Raw genomic sequence first — 15,112 nt, 5'->3', positions numbered from 1 at the left:
CTGGCGAGCGTGACTCGTCAAGTGTGCGTGAGAACCTCTTCGCGCAACATCGCGATCGGCTGCGTCGCGGCCGCCCTGCTCGCGCTGCCGGCGGCGGCCAGCGCGGGCTCGGCCAACGCGTCAGCCCTCGGCCAGGACCTCGACTCCCTGCTGGGCAGCGCCGAACTGGGCGGCGCCACCGCGGGCCTGGTCGTCCGCAACGCCGACACCGGCGACACCCTGTACTCGCGCCTCGGCGACAGCCTGCTGACGCCGGGGTCCAACGAGAAGCTGGTGACCTCGACCGCGGCGCTCGACCTGCTCGGCACGGACTACTCCTTCGACACGATCGTCCGCTACACCGGCTCCCTCACCAACGGCACCGTCAACGGCGACCTCTACCTCAAGGGCTTCGGCGACCCGACCACCACGCTGGCCGACTACCAGGCGATGGCCGCCCAGGTGCGCCAGGCCGGCATCACCAGCGTCACCGGCCGCCTCGTCGCCGACGACACCTGGTACGACAGCACTCGGCTGGGCCCGGACTGGGCGTGGGACGACGAGCCCTACTACTACGACGCCCAGGTCTCGGCGCTGACCGTCGCCCCGGACGCCAACGCCAACGCCGGCTCGGTGAACGTCGTGATCACGCCCGCCGCGGCGGGACAGCCGGCGACCGTGACGATGAACCCGCCGAACAGCTACATCACCATCCAGAACACCGCGACGACCGGCAGCGCGACGGCCCTGTCGGTGAACCGCGTGCACGGCACGAACACGATCACCGTCGCCGGCACGATCGCCGCCGGCGCGCAGCCCGACACCGAGCGGATGTCGGTGGACAACCCGACGGCGTTCGTGGCGTCGCTGTTCCGCAAGGCGCTGTCGGACGCCGGCGTGTCCGTCACGGGCGCGAACGCGTTCCAGAAGATGCCGACGGGCCTGCCGACCGTGGCCAGCCACACCTCGGCCACCCTCGGCCAGCTGCTGCCGACGTTCCTCAAGCAGAGCAACAACATGATCGCCGAGACACTGACCAAGTCGGCCGGCCAGGAGCGGCTCGCCTCGGGCACCTTCGCCGGCGGCGTGAACGCGCTCACCACCAAGCTCGGCGACCTGGGCATCGATCCCAACCAGTACAACCAGTTCGACGGCTCCGGTCTGTCCAGGATGGACATCGTCAGCCCGGCCCAGATCGCCCAGCTGCTGATCAACGCCAAGTCGCGGCCGTGGTTCCAGAGCTGGTACGACGCGCTGCCGGTGGCCGGCAACAGCGACCCGGCGATCGGCGGCACGCTGGCGCACCGGATGGCCGGCACGCCGGCCGCGAACAACCTGCACGGCAAGACCGGCTCGTTGACCGGCGTCAGCGCCCTGTCCGGTTACGTCACCGCCGCCGACGGCGAGCACCTGGTGTTCTCCATGGTGTCGAACAACTTCCTGCCCGCCACGGTGAAGGACGTGGAGGACGCGGTCGCGGTCCGGCTGGCCCAGTACGACGGGTCGGCCGACACCGCGCGCCAGCCGGCGCAGCGGCTCGCCCCGCACGCCCGCACCGGCAAGGCGACCGACCGCCGGGCCGGCCTGGAGTGCTCCTGGACGCACACCTGCTGATTGCCCGATGGTGACGCCGCCCCCGCCGCCCGGCGGGGGCGGCGTCGTCGCGTCCGAGTCCGAACGCGACGGTGCCGTTACCCTGCCGTGACCCAAAAAATGGGTGCGCGTCCCGGGATGTCGGGAACCTGCACCCATGCGGCCGGGAAGCCCGAAGGGGCATCTTGGTCACACGGCGCGCCGTATGTGGGCGCGCCTGATGGGGAGGCAGGGGAATCTCGTGCTCAACACCATGACACGCACCGCGGTGCTCGTGTGCGCGACCGATCCGATCCTGCGTGGCGGCATCGTGCTCGCACTGCGCGGGCGACCGGAGATCCAGCTCGTCGACGACGCCAACGCCGAGCCCGCGCGCACCGTCGCGCTGGCCGTGGGGGACCGCTTCGACGAGCGCGTCATGGCGCTGCTGCGCCGGATGCGGGCCCGCGGCTATCGGCGAATAGTGCTGCTGGCCGGCGCCATCGACGACAACGAGGTGCTGGCCGCCGTGCAGTCGGGGGTCTGCTCGGTGGCCCGGCGCAGCCAGATCGACGCCGACGCGCTGGTCCGCCTGATCAACTCGGCCCAGGCCGGCGAGGGCTCCATGCCGCCGGACCTGCTGGGCCGCCTGCTGGACCGGGTCGGCCGGCTCCAGACGAAGGTGCTCGAGCCGCGGGGGCTGAAGATGTCGGGCATCTCCGCGCGGGAGACGGACGTGCTGCGGCTGATCGCCCAGGGGCTGAGCACCCGGGAGATCGCCAAGAAGCTCTGCTACTCGGAGCGGACGGTCAAGAGCCTGCTGCACGACGTGACGGTCCGCTTCGAGCTGCGCAACCGCTCGCACGCGGTGGCCTTCGCCGTGCGGGAGGGCCTGATCTGACGGAGGGTGGCGCGGGCGCGCGGCTGTCGCCCGCGCCACCGTTTCCGTGGCGTCAGACCGTGATGTCGCGCAGGGCCCGGCGGTCGGGGTCGACCAGGAAGGCCTTGGCGGCGGCGATGTCGAAGTACATGCCGACCAGCTTCACCTTGCCGGCCGCCACCGCGGCGGCGACGTTGGGGTAGCTGAGCAGGTTGGTCAGCTGTTGGGCGATGTTGGCCAGGCACAGGCGCTCGTTGGCCGGCATCTTGGCGTCCTCGCCGGTGGTGGCGGCCAGCCGCAGCAGGCTCGGTTCGGCGTGCCGGAGCCAGTCGTGCAGCGCGGAGCCCTCGGCCACCGACTGCGCCAGCACGGCCTTCATCGCGCCGCAGTCGGAGTGCCCGCAGACCACGATCTCCTGCACGGACAGCACGTCCACCGCGTACTCGACGGCCGAGCCGACCGACGCGTCCTCGCCGAAGCCCGGCACCAGGTTGCCGACGTTGCGCAGGCTGAACTGGTCGCCGGGGCCGCTGCTGGTGAACAGATTGGGCAGCACCCGCGAGTCCGAGCAGGTGATGAACAGCTGCTTGGGCCGCTGGCCGTGCTCGGCGAGCTCGCTCAGGAACGGCCGCACGAGCTCGGCGGCGTGCTTGTCGAACGCCCGGACGCCGGCGATCAGGTGGTCGGAATCGTCGGCCTGCGCGGCCAGATCGACGTCGGCCAGCTCGACGTCCGCCGGCTCCGCGCGCTGCCAGTGCGACCACGGCGCGAACCAGCGGGGCGGCACGTTGCCGCGCACCGACTTGCGTCGCTCCGGCCGACCGCCGATGGCCCGGTGGTACCAGCTGTCCAGGACCTCGTCGACGCGCACGCGGCCGCCGGTGCGCTCGTAGCCGACGCGCCAGTCGTTGATCGCCTCGAACACGCCGTGGTCCATGAAGTCGACGTGCAGCTCCAGCACCACCTGCTCGCGCAACGGGATCGCCCGCAGCTCCCGCACCAGCCGGCCGGCGCCGAGGAACACCAGCGAGCCGCGCACGGTCACCCACCAGCGGCCGTCGGCCTGTTGAACCTCCACAGTGGAGTGGGTTAGCCGGTAGAAGGCGCTCAGCAGCGCCACGGCCAGACCCACCAGCACGCCCTCGACCAGGCCGAACCCGATCACGCCGAGCAGCGTCGCCGCGTACACGACCATCTCGCGGTGCCGCCACAGCTGCTTCATGTGAGCGACGCTGACGAGCCGGATGCCGATCACCACCAGCACCGCGGCCAGCGCGGCCATCGGGATCATCCGCAGCACACTGGCCAGCAGCAGCACGGCCAGCAGCATCCAGATGCCGTGCAGGATCGTGGACCAGCGGGTCTTCGCGCCGGCGGCGACGTTGGTGGAGCTGCGCACGATCACGCCGGTCACCGGCAGGCCGCCGAGCGCGCCGGACACCATGTTGGCCGCGCCCTGCGCCAGCAGTTCCTTGTCCAGGTTGGCCCGCGGGCCGTCGTGCAGCTTGTCCACGGCCACCGCCGACAGCAGCGACTCCACGCTGGCCACCAGCGCGACGGTGAGGATGCCGCCGATGATCGCCAGCACCGGGCCGCTGGGCAGCTGCGGCAGCACGACCTCGTTGATGATGTCGGACGGAAGGGAGACGCGGACCAGGTCGAGCCGGAAGCCGGCGGCGACGGCGGTGCCCAGGGCCACCGCGACCAGCGGGGCGGGCACGACGTTGACCTTGGGGATCTTGGGCCAGAGCAGCATCACCGCGATGGTGAGCGCGCCGACGAGGAGTGCGCCGGGGTTCAGGCCGGCGATCTGGCCCGGCAGCTCGGTGACGTTGTCGAGCACCGAGCCCTGGTTGGTGCCGCCCAGCATCACGTGCAGCTGGCCGATGGCGATGGTGACGCCGATGCCGGCGAGCATGCCGTGCACGACGGCGGGGGACAGCGAGAGCGCGAGGCGGCCGACGCGGCTCAACCCCAGCAGCAGCTGGACCAGGCCGGCGCCGACGGTGATGGCGGCGGTGGCGGCCCAGCCGAACTGGGCGACGAGGCCGGCGACGATGACGGTCAGGCCGGCGGCCGGGCCCGCGACCTGGAGCGGGGCCCCGCTCAGCAGGCCGCCGACCACACCGCCGACGACGGCGGCGATCAGGCCGGCGATCAGCGGCGCGCCGGAGGCGGCCGCGATGCCCAGCGACAGCGGGACTGCCACCAGGAAGACGACGAAGGACGCGGGTAGGTCGAAGCGGAGCACGGTGCGCAGCCCGGTGGGCGGGCCGGCGGTGGTGTGTTCACCGGCATGCGACTTCTTCGTGCGCTGATCTGCGACGGACAAGCGAGACTCCCCAGACTCGGTCGTTGACGTTTCCGTGATCTCCATGATGCCGAGAGTCACGTCGAGGGTCAGTCAACGGTGTGTAAATATTACTTTACCCTCAGCTGGAGCCGGAGAAGTGGCCGCGATCACCCACTTTCGGGTGACGTCAGCGGAGTCGCGCGTCGAAACCGTCGATGACCGAGGTCAAGCCCTGCTCGAACGTCCGCTCGTCGCGGTCGGGAACATGAGAAGTGGTCGCCTTCATCCGGTATCGAGGGAGCCTCGGGTCAAAGGCCGCTGTCCCTCGCATCGACACGGCCTCGACGTCCTCGGCGTCGGTGATCGCTACCGTGGAAAGGCGGCGAACGCTGTACTCAATGAGGGGGGCGACATGAGGGACGTGGCGATCGCCGGCGGCGGGCCGGTCGGCCTGACACTGGCCGTGGAGCTGGGCCTGGCCGGCCTGGACGTGCTGGTGCTGGAGCGGTTGACGCGGGATGGGCAGCGCGAGGTCGACGGCCCGATGGGCTACCGGGCGATGAACGTGCCGACGGTCGAGCACCTGGACCGCCGCGGCCTGTTGCCGGCGGTGCGCAAGGCGCAGGCGGGCGCGCCCACGCTGTTCGGGCGGACGAGGGCGGCAAGGCGGTGAACCTCGGCCACTTCTCGCTGATCTTCGCCAAGGCGACGCTGGTCGACCCGGACGACCCGGACCTGCGCGGGCATCGCGCGGTCAACGGCGGCGGGTTCGTGCACCGCGCCGAGTTGGTGGACGTGCTGGCGGCGAAGGCCCGCGAGCTGGGTGTCGAGATCCGGTACGACGCCGGGGTCACCGGCTTCGACGCCGATGCCGACGGCGTGGCGGTGCACGTCGGCGACGAGCGGATCCGCGCGGGCTGGCTGGTCGGCTGCGACGGCGCGCGCAGTGTCGTGCGGCGGCTCGTCGGCGCCGACTTTCCCGGCGTGGACCCGGAACAGCTGTCGTATCAGGCCATTGTGGACATCGACGGTGAGCTGCCCGACGGCGACATGACCGAGACCGGCTTCTACATGCACGGCGAGATGCCGCAGGGCGGGCTCCTCGTCGGATGCACCGAGTTCGTGTCGGAACTGCCGTACCGGGACGAGCCCGTGACGGCCGAGGAACTCGAGGCGAGCCTTCGTCGGGTCAGCGGGCGGGAGGTGACGGTCACCGCGCTGCACCACGGTTCCCGCTACTCGGACACGACCCGGCAGGCCGCCGAGTACCGGCACGGGCGGGTGCTGCTCGCCGGCGACGCCGCCCACGTGCACCCGCCGTTCGGCGGCCAGGGCATGAATCTCGGTATCGGCGACGCGGTCAACCTCGGCTGGAAGCTCGCGGCGACGATCCGCGGCACGGCGCCGGACGGCCTGCTCGACACGTATCAGGAGGAGCGGCACCCGGCGGGCAAGTGGGTCCAGGACTGGACGATGGCGCAGGTCGCCCTGCTGCGGCCGGATCCGCGCAGCCGGGCGCTGCGGGCGGTGATGCGAGAGATGCTCGACACCGTGGACGCCACCACCTACGTGGTCAAACACATCGCGGGCGTCTGGCGATCTTCACTGGTGCGGGATGTGGATCTCGGTGACGGCTCGCGGCTGGCCGAGCGCTGTCGCGACGGTCGCGGCCTGCTGGTCGGAGATCCGGAACTCGTTGGCCTCGCAACAAAGTACGGGCTGATCTTCGTCGAAGGCGACGAGCCGCTGCTGGTGCGCCCGGACGGCGTGGTGGCCTGGGCCGGCGACGGCGACCCGGCCGCCGCGGTGAGCCGATGGTTCTCTCACTCGATCGAGTGAACTTCTGTGAACACACACGATCCCCGCCCGGCGATGGTTTGGGAGTGGGCGGGGATCGCGTGTGTGTCCCGGGCGGCGCGGGGAGGGGGCGTACGGGGGTGATGCGCCACCCGGCTCGAGCACGGACTCGGGGCCCGTGTCGTCCTGGGGTTGTCCGGCTGGACCCTCAGCCGGCGCTGCGCAGATGCCTGCGGGCGGACCCATCGCCGGAGGCTGCGCGCTGTTCGTCGCGAGTGATCGTCAGGCAGAGGTGCGCGGCCAGGTAGGCGCGGCACGGGGAGGGGAGTCGCCGGCTGAAGCGGCGGGTGCGGCAGGTCGGGCAGCGGCCGTTCTCGTCGGGTTGGTGCTCGTCCAGCAGTGCCTTGAGCGCGCTCACCATGCGGGGTAGCTCGGCCCGGGCCAGGCCGATCGCGGTACGGTCGTCAGCCTTGGCGGCCAGACGCATCAGGTCGGACAGATGTTCGTGCAGGGACTTGTCGAGTTGACTGAACACGCTGGTGGGCATGTCGGTGGGTCACCCCGCCCGATTCACGAGCAGGGCCGTTGCTTCCTCGATGGCGCGTTCCAGGCTCTTGCGCAGCTGCGTCGCCTCGGCGATCGTCAGGCTGGAGGTCTCGGCGGGCGGTGAGATCATGACGATCCGGCCGGGGCAGGACCACACGTGCACCTGTCGCTTCCGGTCCAGCGCGTCCAGGCAGGCGATGTCCCAACGACGTCCGGTGAGCTCGGTCATCCCTGGTCCTTCCACGGTTGGTGGGTGGCACCCGCTTGAGGTCCCCGGTGCGGCGTGTCGGCTAGCAGCCTGCGACCGTCCGCCGGGTTTCTGCAAGTTGCACTACACGATTGGATGACAGGTCTTTGCCGGCTCTCAAGTCCCGTTCCACACTGAGTTTCGTGCGAAAGGCGGTTGACAGGTGACCATGCAACCGAGCCCCACGGTTCGCAAGCGTCGTCTCGCCAGTGAGCTGCGCCGGCTGCGAGAGGCGGCCGGGCTGACCATCGAGGACGTCGGCGAGAAATTGGAGTGCTCGCCGTCCAAGATCAGTCGCATCGAGACGCTGCGGGTCGGGGTCACGCCCCGGGACGTGCGCGACATGCTGCTGCTCTACGGGGTGCCGGAGGAACAGCGCGAGTACCTCGTGCAGATCGCCCGCGAGGCCCGGATCAAGGGCTGGTGGGAGTCCTTCGGCGACGTCGGTCGCGGAGCCTTCCTCGGCTTCGAGGCCGAGGCCGCGATCCTGCGTACCTACAACGCGATGCTGGTGCCCGGACTCGCGCAGAGCGAGGCCTACATCCGGGCGCTGATCGCCGAGGGTGCGCCGGACATGTCGCCGGACGAGGCGGAACGCCGGATCACGATGCGCCTGACGCGCAAGCGGATCCTGGAGCGGGAGGACCCGCCGCGGGTCTCCTTCGTGCTCGACGAGGCCGTGCTGCGCCGTCCGGTCGGCGGCCCCGAGGTGATGCGGACCCAGCTGGACCACCTGGTGGATCTGTCCACCCGGCCGAACGTCACCTTCCAGGTGATCCCTTTCGCGCACCGCTCGTACCCCGGTATGGGCGCGTCATTCGTGATCATGGAATTCCCCGATCCCGCCGACCGCGACGTGGTCTACGTCGAAGGAACGGTCGACGGGACGTTCCAGGAGAACGCCGATGAGGTCGACTACTACTCGATGCTGTGGGGGCATCTGGTCGCCGCGGGGCTGAGCCCCAAGGACTCGATCGCCTTCATCGCGGACGCGGCCTCTCAATTCGACTAGGCCCCGGCCGGGCCGTGCGGCAGGCGGCGGGCGACGGGGCTGCAACCAAGGAGTGTGCTGTCGTGATCGAAACCCAGGCCGACCTGACCTGGCGCAAGAGCAGCTACAGCGGTCCCCGCGACGTCTGCTGCGTTGAGATCGCCTTCGCCGGCGCGGACACCGCCGTCCGCGACTCGAAGAACCCGGCCGGCGGCTCGCTGCTCGTCGGCGAGTCGAGCTGGCGGCGGTTCCTGACCGCCGCCCGCGGTGAGGGGTTCCGGCGGGACTGAGCCCGCCACGAGCCGTCGGCGCCGTGGGGACACAATCCCCGCGGCGCGCCGACAACCCCGGACGCGTGGCGTCCGGGGTCGGGGCAATGGGGGACGCGAACCGATCGATGTTCCGCCGCCGCGGGCTGTTGCCCTCTGCACATCGATCGGCCCGCGTCGTCTGTGGGGAGCTTGCGGGCTCCGTGTTCTGGTTCCATCGGGTGGAACTGGTAACAATGATTACTGAACCGTCCACAGTTCCTCTGGAGTACGTCTGGAGGCCCGATTAGGCTTCGATCGCCGCGTGGGCGGCATGGAGGGCTGATCGCTTGTCGGACGGTGGATTGCCCTGGTGGTTCGAGGTGCTGGGCGCGCTGCGCGCCAGCCGGGACGGCCAGGACGTGGCGCTGGGGGCGCCCAAGCAGCGGGTCGTGTTCGCGGCCCTGGTGCTGGGGCGCAACACGGTCGTGGGCCGGGACCAGATCATCGACGCGCTGTGGGGCGAGAGCGCCCCGAGCAGCGCGGTCAATGTCGTGCACACGTACGTGGCCGGCCTGCGCCGCGCGCTGGAGCCCAGCCGGGCCAGCCGGTCGCAGGGCGACCTGCTGCGCTCCTCCGGCGACGGCTACCAGCTCCGCCTCGACCCCGCGTGGGTCGACCTGGACGTCTTCGACCTCCGCACCGCCGCCGCCGGCCGCCTGCGGGCCGCCGGCGACCTGACCACCGCCGCCGACGAGTTGGACGCCGCCCTGGCCCTCTGGCAGGGCGACCCGCTCGGCGGGCTGCCGGGCCTGTTCGCCGAGGTCGAGCGCAGCCGGCTGGTCGAGCGCCGGCTGACCGTCCTGGAGGAGCGGGCCGAGATCCGGCTCGCGCTGGGCCGCGGCGCGGACGTGGTGGCCGAGCTGTCCCGGCTGGTCGACGAGTATCCGCTGCGCGAGCGCCTCTACGGCATGACCATGCGCGCCCTGTGCCAGACCGGCCGGCAGGCCGAGGCGCTGGCCACCTACCGCACCGCCCGGCAGATGCTGATCGACGAGCTGGGCGTGGAGCCCGGGCCCGAGCTCCAGCGGCTGCACCAGGCCGTGCTGGCCGGCGAGGACCTGACCGGCCCCGGCGAGCAGCGGCCGCCGGTGGTCGTCGCGGCCGCGGTGCCGGGGCAGCTGCCGCCCGATCCGGCCACCTTCGTCGGCCGGCAGGACCTGCTGGACCGCCTCGACGAGCTGCGGGCCGAGACGCCCAACGGCCTGGTCGTGGCGATCACCGGCCCGGCCGGCGTCGGCAAGACGGCGCTGGCCACGCACTGGGCGCACCGCGTGCGGGCCGACTTCCCCGACGGCCAGCTGCACGTCGACCTGCACGGCTACGACCCGCAGCGGGACCCGCTGGACGCCAACGAGGTGCTGCGGCGGTTCCTGCGCGCGCTGGGCGTGGTGGCGGGCGAGGTGCCGGCGACCGTGGACGAGCGCGCGGCGCTGTTCCGGACGATGGTCTCCGACCGTCGAATGATCATCATGTTGGACAACGCCCGCGGCTCCGAGGAGCTGATGCCGCTGCTGGCCGGCTCCGGCTGCTGTGTGCTGGTGACCAGCCGGCGTCGGCTGGACGGGCTGGTCGCGCACGCCGACGCCAAGCTGGTCGACGTCGACATGCTCAGCGACGACGACGCCGTGGACCTGCTCGGCCGGATCGCCGGCAGCGCCCGCCTGCGGGAGGAGCCGGCGCAGGTGGCGCGGCTGGCGTCGCTGTGCGACCGGCTGCCGCTGGCGCTGCGCATCGCCGCCGCGCGGCTGGCCGTCGCGCCCAGGCAGCCCGTGGCGGCGCTGGTGTCGGAGCTGGACGACGAGCAGGGGCGGCTCGCCGCCCTGGGCCTGGAGGGTGGCGCCAGCGCCGTGCGGTCCGCGTTCGACGCCTCGCGCCGCGCGTTGCCGCCGCTGCCCGCGCGGCTGCTGGCGTTGCTGGGCCTGCACCCCGGTCACGACATCACCCCGCACCTCGTCGCGGCGCTGGCGGAGGTGCGGCTGTGTGACGCCATGCGGGCGCTGGACGCCATGGAGGCGGCGCACCTGCTCACCGTGACCGAACCCGGCCGGTTCCTGCCGCACGACCTGATGCGGGCCTACTGCGTGACGCTGGCCGGCGAGGAGCTCAGCGAGGACGAGCAGCGGGCGGTCGCCGGCCGGATGCTCGACTACTACCTGTACTGCGCCGACCTGGCGGACGGGCTGCTGCCGATCACGCGGGGGACCGTCGAGATCTCGCCGGAGCACCCGCCGGCCGAGATCCCCGTGATCGACTCGGCCGCCACGGCCATGGCGTGGCTGGAGTCCGAGCGCGTCAATCTGCTCGCCGCCGCCGGCTACGCGGTCACGCACGACTGGCCGGTGCACGCGTGGCAGCTGCCGTACACGCTGAGCCGGTTGTTCTGGCTGCTGGCCGACCGGGACTCGTGGCTGACGACGCACGAGGCCGCCACGCCGGTCGTGCGGCGGCTGAAGGATCCGTTGGCGCAGTTCGTGACCCTGCACAACCTCGGTGTGGTCCTCACGTTGCACGAGCGATTCGACGAGGCTCTGGAGGCGGAACGGGAAGCGCTTTCCGTGAGCCGGCGGCAAGGCCACGGCGAGTGGCAGGCGCGGGCGTACACGTCGATCGCCAACATCCTCCAGTCCACCGGCCGCGCGCACGAGGCCGAGGTGCAGTACCTCCGGGCCGCCGAGATCAGCAAGCGCACCGGCGCGCAGTTCGCCGAGGCCAACAACCTGCACAACCTGGCCGTGCTGTACGCCGGGGAGCAGCGGCACACCGAGGCCGTCACGCAGCTGAGCGCGGCGCTGGAGATCTACCGGCAGCTCGGCGACTCCGTCGGAGAGACGGCCGGGCTGAGCACGCTGGCCGAGTCGCTCATCGCGCTGGGCGAGGGGGCCGAGGCGTTGACCGCGGCCAAGCGGTCGCTGGAGGTCGCCGTCGAGGCCAGCAGCGTCTACCACCAGGGCATTGCCCACGACCGCATCGCCCAGGCCCTCGACTTCCTCGGCGACCAGTCGGCGCTGCCCCACTGGCAGCGCTCCCTGACCGTGCTCACCAACCTCAACGCCCCCGAGGCCGACGCCGTCCGCACCCGCCTGGCCCGCGCCCGAGTCACCGTCAGAACCCCCGCGTGAACCCCCGTGAGTCGCGCGCTCAGACACACCGAATGCAGGTCTCGGGCACACCTGACTGGATGTGCCCGAGACCTGCATTCGGTGTGCTCGACGGCGCGACTCACGGGGGCTGAGGGGCCTTACCTGGGCCTCAGGCGTGGGTAAGGGGGCGGGTAAGGGATGGCGTAGGTGTTCGTCCGATGTCCGGGGGCAGGCCTCAGGACGAATCTCCTTCTCGTCGAACAACGAGGAGGAAACCATGTTGGAGTACAGCGCCCCCGAGTCCATCCGCGCCGAGGTCGAGTACCGCCAGGCCCGGGCCCGGGAGCTCACCCGCCACTCCTGGGAGCAGCCGTCCTGGGTGTCGCGGCTGTTCCACCACCGGCGTCGGGAGAGTGACCAGTCCGACGCGAAAGTGACCCGCCTGGCCGCCTGAGGTGTGCGACCATGCCCACCGTGCCGCGCCTGGGATCGGGAATTCCGCTGGTGGCACGCAGCGCGGAGATCGGCCGCCTGCGTGCCGCCTTCGCGCGCGCCGAGCAGGGACAGGCCAACGCCGTGCTGGTGTCGGGGGACGCCGGCGTCGGCAAGACCCGCCTGGTCACGGATCTGGCCGCGACGGCCGAGCGGGCCGGCGCGCTGGTCCTCACGGGACGGTGCGTGGGCTCGGCCGCGGGCCTGCCCTACCTGCCGATCGCCGACGTGCTGGCGCAGCTGCGCGCCGACCACCACGACGCCCTGCACAGCCGTCCGGCGCTGGCCCGGCTGCTGCCCGACCTGGCGGTGCGCCCGCCGAGCCGTGAGGACGACGCCGAGCTGGGGCAGCTCCAGCTGTTCGACGCCGTGCACAGCCTGCTCACCGAGCTGTCGACCGAGCGGACCGTGCTGCTGACCATCGAGGACGTGCACTGGGCCGACTCGTCCTCGCGGAACCTGCTGACCTTCCTGCTGTCCCGGCTGAGCACCCAGCGGCTGCTCGTCGTGATCACCTACCGTGCCGACGAACTGCACCGGCGCCACCCGCTGCGGCCGGTGCTGGCGGAGCTCGTGCGGCTGTCCGCGGTGGAACGGCTCGATCTGACGCCGTTCAACAAGGAGGACGCGGTGCTGTTCGTCCGGTCACTCGCGGACGACGACGTCGCCGAGACGATGGTGCAGCGCATCGCGGAACGCTCCGAGGGCAACGCCTTCTTCGCCGAGGAGCTGCTCGCCAGCTGTGCCGACTGCGGCGAGCCTGGCATGCCGACCGCGCTCGTGGACGTGTTGCTCGCCAGGATCGAACGCCTCAGCCCGCAGACGCAGCAGGTGCTGCGCGCGGCGTCGGCCGGCGGTCGACGGGTCCGCTACGCGCGGCTGCACGAGGTCGCCGACATGGCGCCCGCCGAGCTGGAGGAGGCGCTGAGGGAAGCCGTGCAGCACAACGTGTTGCAGACGATCGACGTCGACGAGCACTACGCGTTCCGGCACGCCCTGCTGCGCGAGGCGATCTACACCGACCTGCTGCCCGGCGAACGGGTCCGGCTGCACGCGGCGTACGCGAAGCAGGTCATGGGGGAGCTGGGAATTCGCGGCGCGGCCGCCAAGCTTGCCTACCACAGCATGGAAAGCCACGCGTTGCCGCAGGCGCTGGCCGCGTACGTGCAGGCCGCCCGCGAGGCCGACGAGGCCGGCGCGCCGAGCGAGGCACTGGGTTTCACCGAGCAGGCGATGAAGATCTGGGGCGCGGTGCCCGACCCCGAGTCGCACGCCGGCATCAGCGAGGTCAAGCTGACCAAGCTCGCGAGCATGTTCGCGATCAGTGCCGGCGAACTGGAGCGCGGCGTCGCCTTCGCCCGTCAGACCGTTCGCGTCGCCGAGGGCGAGGCGAAGATCGAAGCGCTGCGGCGCCTGGCGATGGCACTGGCCAATTTGGACGGCAAGGAGCGCGAGGCCGCCGACGTCATCGCGCAGGCCTGGGAACTCGTGCGGGACGAGCCGCCGTCGGTGAACAAGGCATGGGTGATGGCCGTCCGGGCCCGGATGCTGCGCGTCGTCTGTCTGCCCGACGCCCGGGCGGCTGCCGACGCCGCCGTCCGCGTCGCCGTGGAGACCGGCTCCCGCAGCGCCGAGGCCGACACCCTGATCACGATCGCCGTGCTGGACGAGAAGGAGGGCCGCGTCGACGACGCGTGCTCGCGGCTGATCATCGCCCGGGATCGCGCGATCGAGGCCGGCGCGCTGAACGTGGAGCTGCGGGCCTGGTTCAACCTCGGCATCAACCGGTACGAGCAGGGCCTGATCGGCGAGGCCGTGAAGGTCTTCGGCGAGGGGCTGCGCCGGTCCGAGCAGAACGGACTGTCCTGGGGCCCTTCGGGTTTCCAACTCCGGGCGCTGCTGGCGATCGCCCGCTACGTGGCCGGCGACTGGGTCGGCAGCGCCGAGGCGGCGCGGCTGCCCGGCGATCCCGTCGCCAACATCGGCAACGCCATCGTCGCCTCCTCCGGCCTGCTGACCGCCGTCGGCGCCGGCCGCTTCGACCACGCCGAGCAGCTGCTGCAACGACTCCGTCCCGAATGGCGGCGCGACTACCAGCTGCCGCTGTTCTGCACCGCCGCCGCGATCGAGCTGCACCACTGGCGCGGCCGTCCCGATCTCGCCATGGCCGCCGCCCAGGACGGCCTGGACACGATGGAGTCCTTCGAGCCCGGCCTGACCGCCGAGATCCGCGTCGCCGCGCTCGGCATCTCCGCCGCCGCCGACGTCGCCCGGCGGGCCCGGCGCCGCCGGGACACCGACGCGGAGTCCGCCGCCCTGGCGACCGCCCAGCGGTTCGCCGACCTCGGCGCGATCGCCGGGAAGTCCAAGCCCCGCAGCGGAAAGCTCGGGCCCGAGGGGCTCGCGTGGCAGACCCGGCTCGCCGCCGAGATCACCCGGCTCGACGACGGCACCGGCGATCCGCAGGCGTGGCGGCGGGTTGTCGACGCCTTCGGCTACGGGCACGCGTACGAGCGGGCCCTGGCCCGCTGGCGGCTGGCCGGCGCGCTGCTCGCCGACGACGACAAGGACGAGGCCGCCCAACAGCTACGGCTCGCCGCCGAGACCGCCGACCGGCTCGGGGCCGTGCCGCTGAGCACCGCCGTCACCGAGCTCGCCAAGCGTGGCCGCATCCAACTCGGCGAGACCGAGCCCCGCGACACCGTCGACGTGCTCACGCCCCGTGAACGGTCGGTGCTGGCCCTGGTCGCCATGGGCCGTACCAACCGCGAGGTCGGCGAGGAGCTGTTCATCAGCGAGAAGACCGTCAGTGTGCATTTGTCGCGCGTCATGGCCAAACTCGGCGCCAGCCGCCGTGCCGAGGCCGTTGCCACCGCGTATGACCGGGGTTTGCTGGACTCCTGACCGTCGGGTGCAACGGCCGC

General features: G+C 71.8%; 12 protein-coding genes. 9 read left to right on the top strand and 3 right to left on the bottom strand.

From position 1 onward, the window contains the following. Nucleotides 1–27 precede the first annotated feature (27 nt). Nucleotides 28–1,593 carry a D-alanyl-D-alanine carboxypeptidase/D-alanyl-D-alanine endopeptidase gene (gene dacB, locus BCF44_RS10650; RefSeq protein WP_170217462.1) on the top strand — a complete coding sequence of 522 codons (1,566 nt, stop codon included), beginning with the start codon at nt 28–30 and terminating at the stop codon, nt 1,591–1,593. 232 nt (nt 1,594–1,825) lie between these two features. After that, nucleotides 1,826–2,452, top strand: a complete 627-nt coding sequence (locus tag BCF44_RS10645; protein WP_116174299.1) for a helix-turn-helix transcriptional regulator — start codon at nt 1,826–1,828, stop codon at nt 2,450–2,452. A 52-nt stretch (nt 2,453–2,504) separates the two neighbouring features. Here the strand turns inward: BCF44_RS10645 and BCF44_RS10640 are convergent, their stop codons facing one another. Beyond that, entirely contained in the window at nt 2,505–4,763 is a 2,259-nt protein-coding gene (locus BCF44_RS10640; RefSeq protein ID WP_246014937.1) for a SulP family inorganic anion transporter, read from the bottom strand. A 373-nt stretch (nt 4,764–5,136) separates the two neighbouring features. On the opposite strand from BCF44_RS10640, the gene BCF44_RS57475 reads away from it, so the two are divergent. Together BCF44_RS57475 and BCF44_RS10635 are read left to right on the top strand one after the other, a co-directional pair. Continuing rightward, on the top strand, nt 5,137–5,397 hold the full coding sequence (locus BCF44_RS57475; protein WP_246014936.1) for an FAD-dependent monooxygenase: 261 nt from the start codon (nt 5,137–5,139) through the stop codon (nt 5,395–5,397). After that, nucleotides 5,394–6,563 carry an FAD-dependent oxidoreductase gene (locus BCF44_RS10635; protein ID WP_246014935.1) on the top strand — a complete coding sequence of 390 codons (1,170 nt, stop codon included), beginning with the start codon at nt 5,394–5,396 and terminating at the stop codon, nt 6,561–6,563. The genes BCF44_RS57475 and BCF44_RS10635 overlap by 4 nt, the downstream gene beginning before the upstream one ends. Nucleotides 6,564–6,729: 166 nt before the next feature. Here BCF44_RS10635 and BCF44_RS10630 read toward each other — a convergent pair whose 3' ends face one another. Together BCF44_RS10630 and BCF44_RS10625 are read right to left on the bottom strand one after the other, a co-directional pair. Further along, on the bottom strand, nt 6,730–7,068 hold the full coding sequence (locus BCF44_RS10630; protein WP_211352973.1) for a hypothetical protein: 339 nt from the start codon (nt 7,066–7,068) through the stop codon (nt 6,730–6,732). 9 nt (nt 7,069–7,077) lie between these two features. Then, a complete protein-coding gene (locus tag BCF44_RS10625; protein WP_116174003.1) occupies nt 7,078–7,296 on the bottom strand; it encodes a hypothetical protein in 219 nt (72 codons plus the stop codon). A 181-nt stretch (nt 7,297–7,477) separates the two neighbouring features. On the opposite strand from BCF44_RS10625, the gene BCF44_RS10620 reads away from it, so the two are divergent. From BCF44_RS10620 to BCF44_RS10605, 5 genes are all read left to right on the top strand, one after another. After that, complete coding sequence (locus BCF44_RS10620; RefSeq protein WP_379797911.1) at nt 7,478–8,326, top strand: helix-turn-helix domain-containing protein; 849 nt, start codon at nt 7,478–7,480, stop codon at nt 8,324–8,326. Between the two features lie 62 nt (nt 8,327–8,388). Further along, complete coding sequence (locus BCF44_RS10615) at nt 8,389–8,595, top strand: DUF397 domain-containing protein (protein ID WP_211352972.1); 207 nt, start codon at nt 8,389–8,391, stop codon at nt 8,593–8,595. Between the two features lie 308 nt (nt 8,596–8,903). Then, complete coding sequence (locus BCF44_RS10610; RefSeq protein WP_246014934.1) at nt 8,904–11,735, top strand: AfsR/SARP family transcriptional regulator; 2,832 nt, start codon at nt 8,904–8,906, stop codon at nt 11,733–11,735. A 238-nt stretch (nt 11,736–11,973) separates the two neighbouring features. Beyond that, a complete protein-coding gene (locus BCF44_RS55395) occupies nt 11,974–12,150 on the top strand; it encodes a hypothetical protein (protein ID WP_170217460.1) in 177 nt (58 codons plus the stop codon). An 11-nt stretch (nt 12,151–12,161) separates the two neighbouring features. After that, nucleotides 12,162–15,092: a helix-turn-helix transcriptional regulator gene (locus tag BCF44_RS10605; protein WP_116174000.1), complete on the top strand. Its 2,931-nt coding sequence runs from the start codon at nt 12,162–12,164 to the stop codon at nt 15,090–15,092. Nucleotides 15,093–15,112 lie beyond the last annotated feature (20 nt).

This window comes from Kutzneria buriramensis (assembly GCF_003387475.1).
In the GTDB taxonomy this organism is placed as follows: domain Bacteria; phylum Actinomycetota; class Actinomycetes; order Mycobacteriales; family Pseudonocardiaceae; genus Kutzneria; species Kutzneria buriramensis.
The sequence above is the reverse complement of the archived record's forward strand: the minus strand, read 5'-3'. Positions and strand labels throughout refer to the sequence as shown.

Coding starts and splice junctions, on each gene's coding strand:
- BCF44_RS10645 (WP_116174299.1), top strand. CDS start 1,826: ATGACACGCACCGCGGTGCTCGTGTGCGCGACCGATCCGATCCTGCGT.
- BCF44_RS57475 (WP_246014936.1), top strand. CDS start 5,137: ATGAGGGACGTGGCGATCGCCGGCGGCGGGCCGGTCGGCCTGACACTG.
- BCF44_RS10630 (WP_211352973.1), bottom strand. CDS start 7,068: ATGCCCACCAGCGTGTTCAGTCAACTCGACAAGTCCCTGCACGAACAT.
- BCF44_RS10625 (WP_116174003.1), bottom strand. CDS start 7,296: ATGACCGAGCTCACCGGACGTCGTTGGGACATCGCCTGCCTGGACGCG.
- BCF44_RS55395 (WP_170217460.1), top strand. CDS start 11,974: ATGTTGGAGTACAGCGCCCCCGAGTCCATCCGCGCCGAGGTCGAGTAC.
- BCF44_RS10605 (WP_116174000.1), top strand. CDS start 12,162: ATGCCCACCGTGCCGCGCCTGGGATCGGGAATTCCGCTGGTGGCACGC.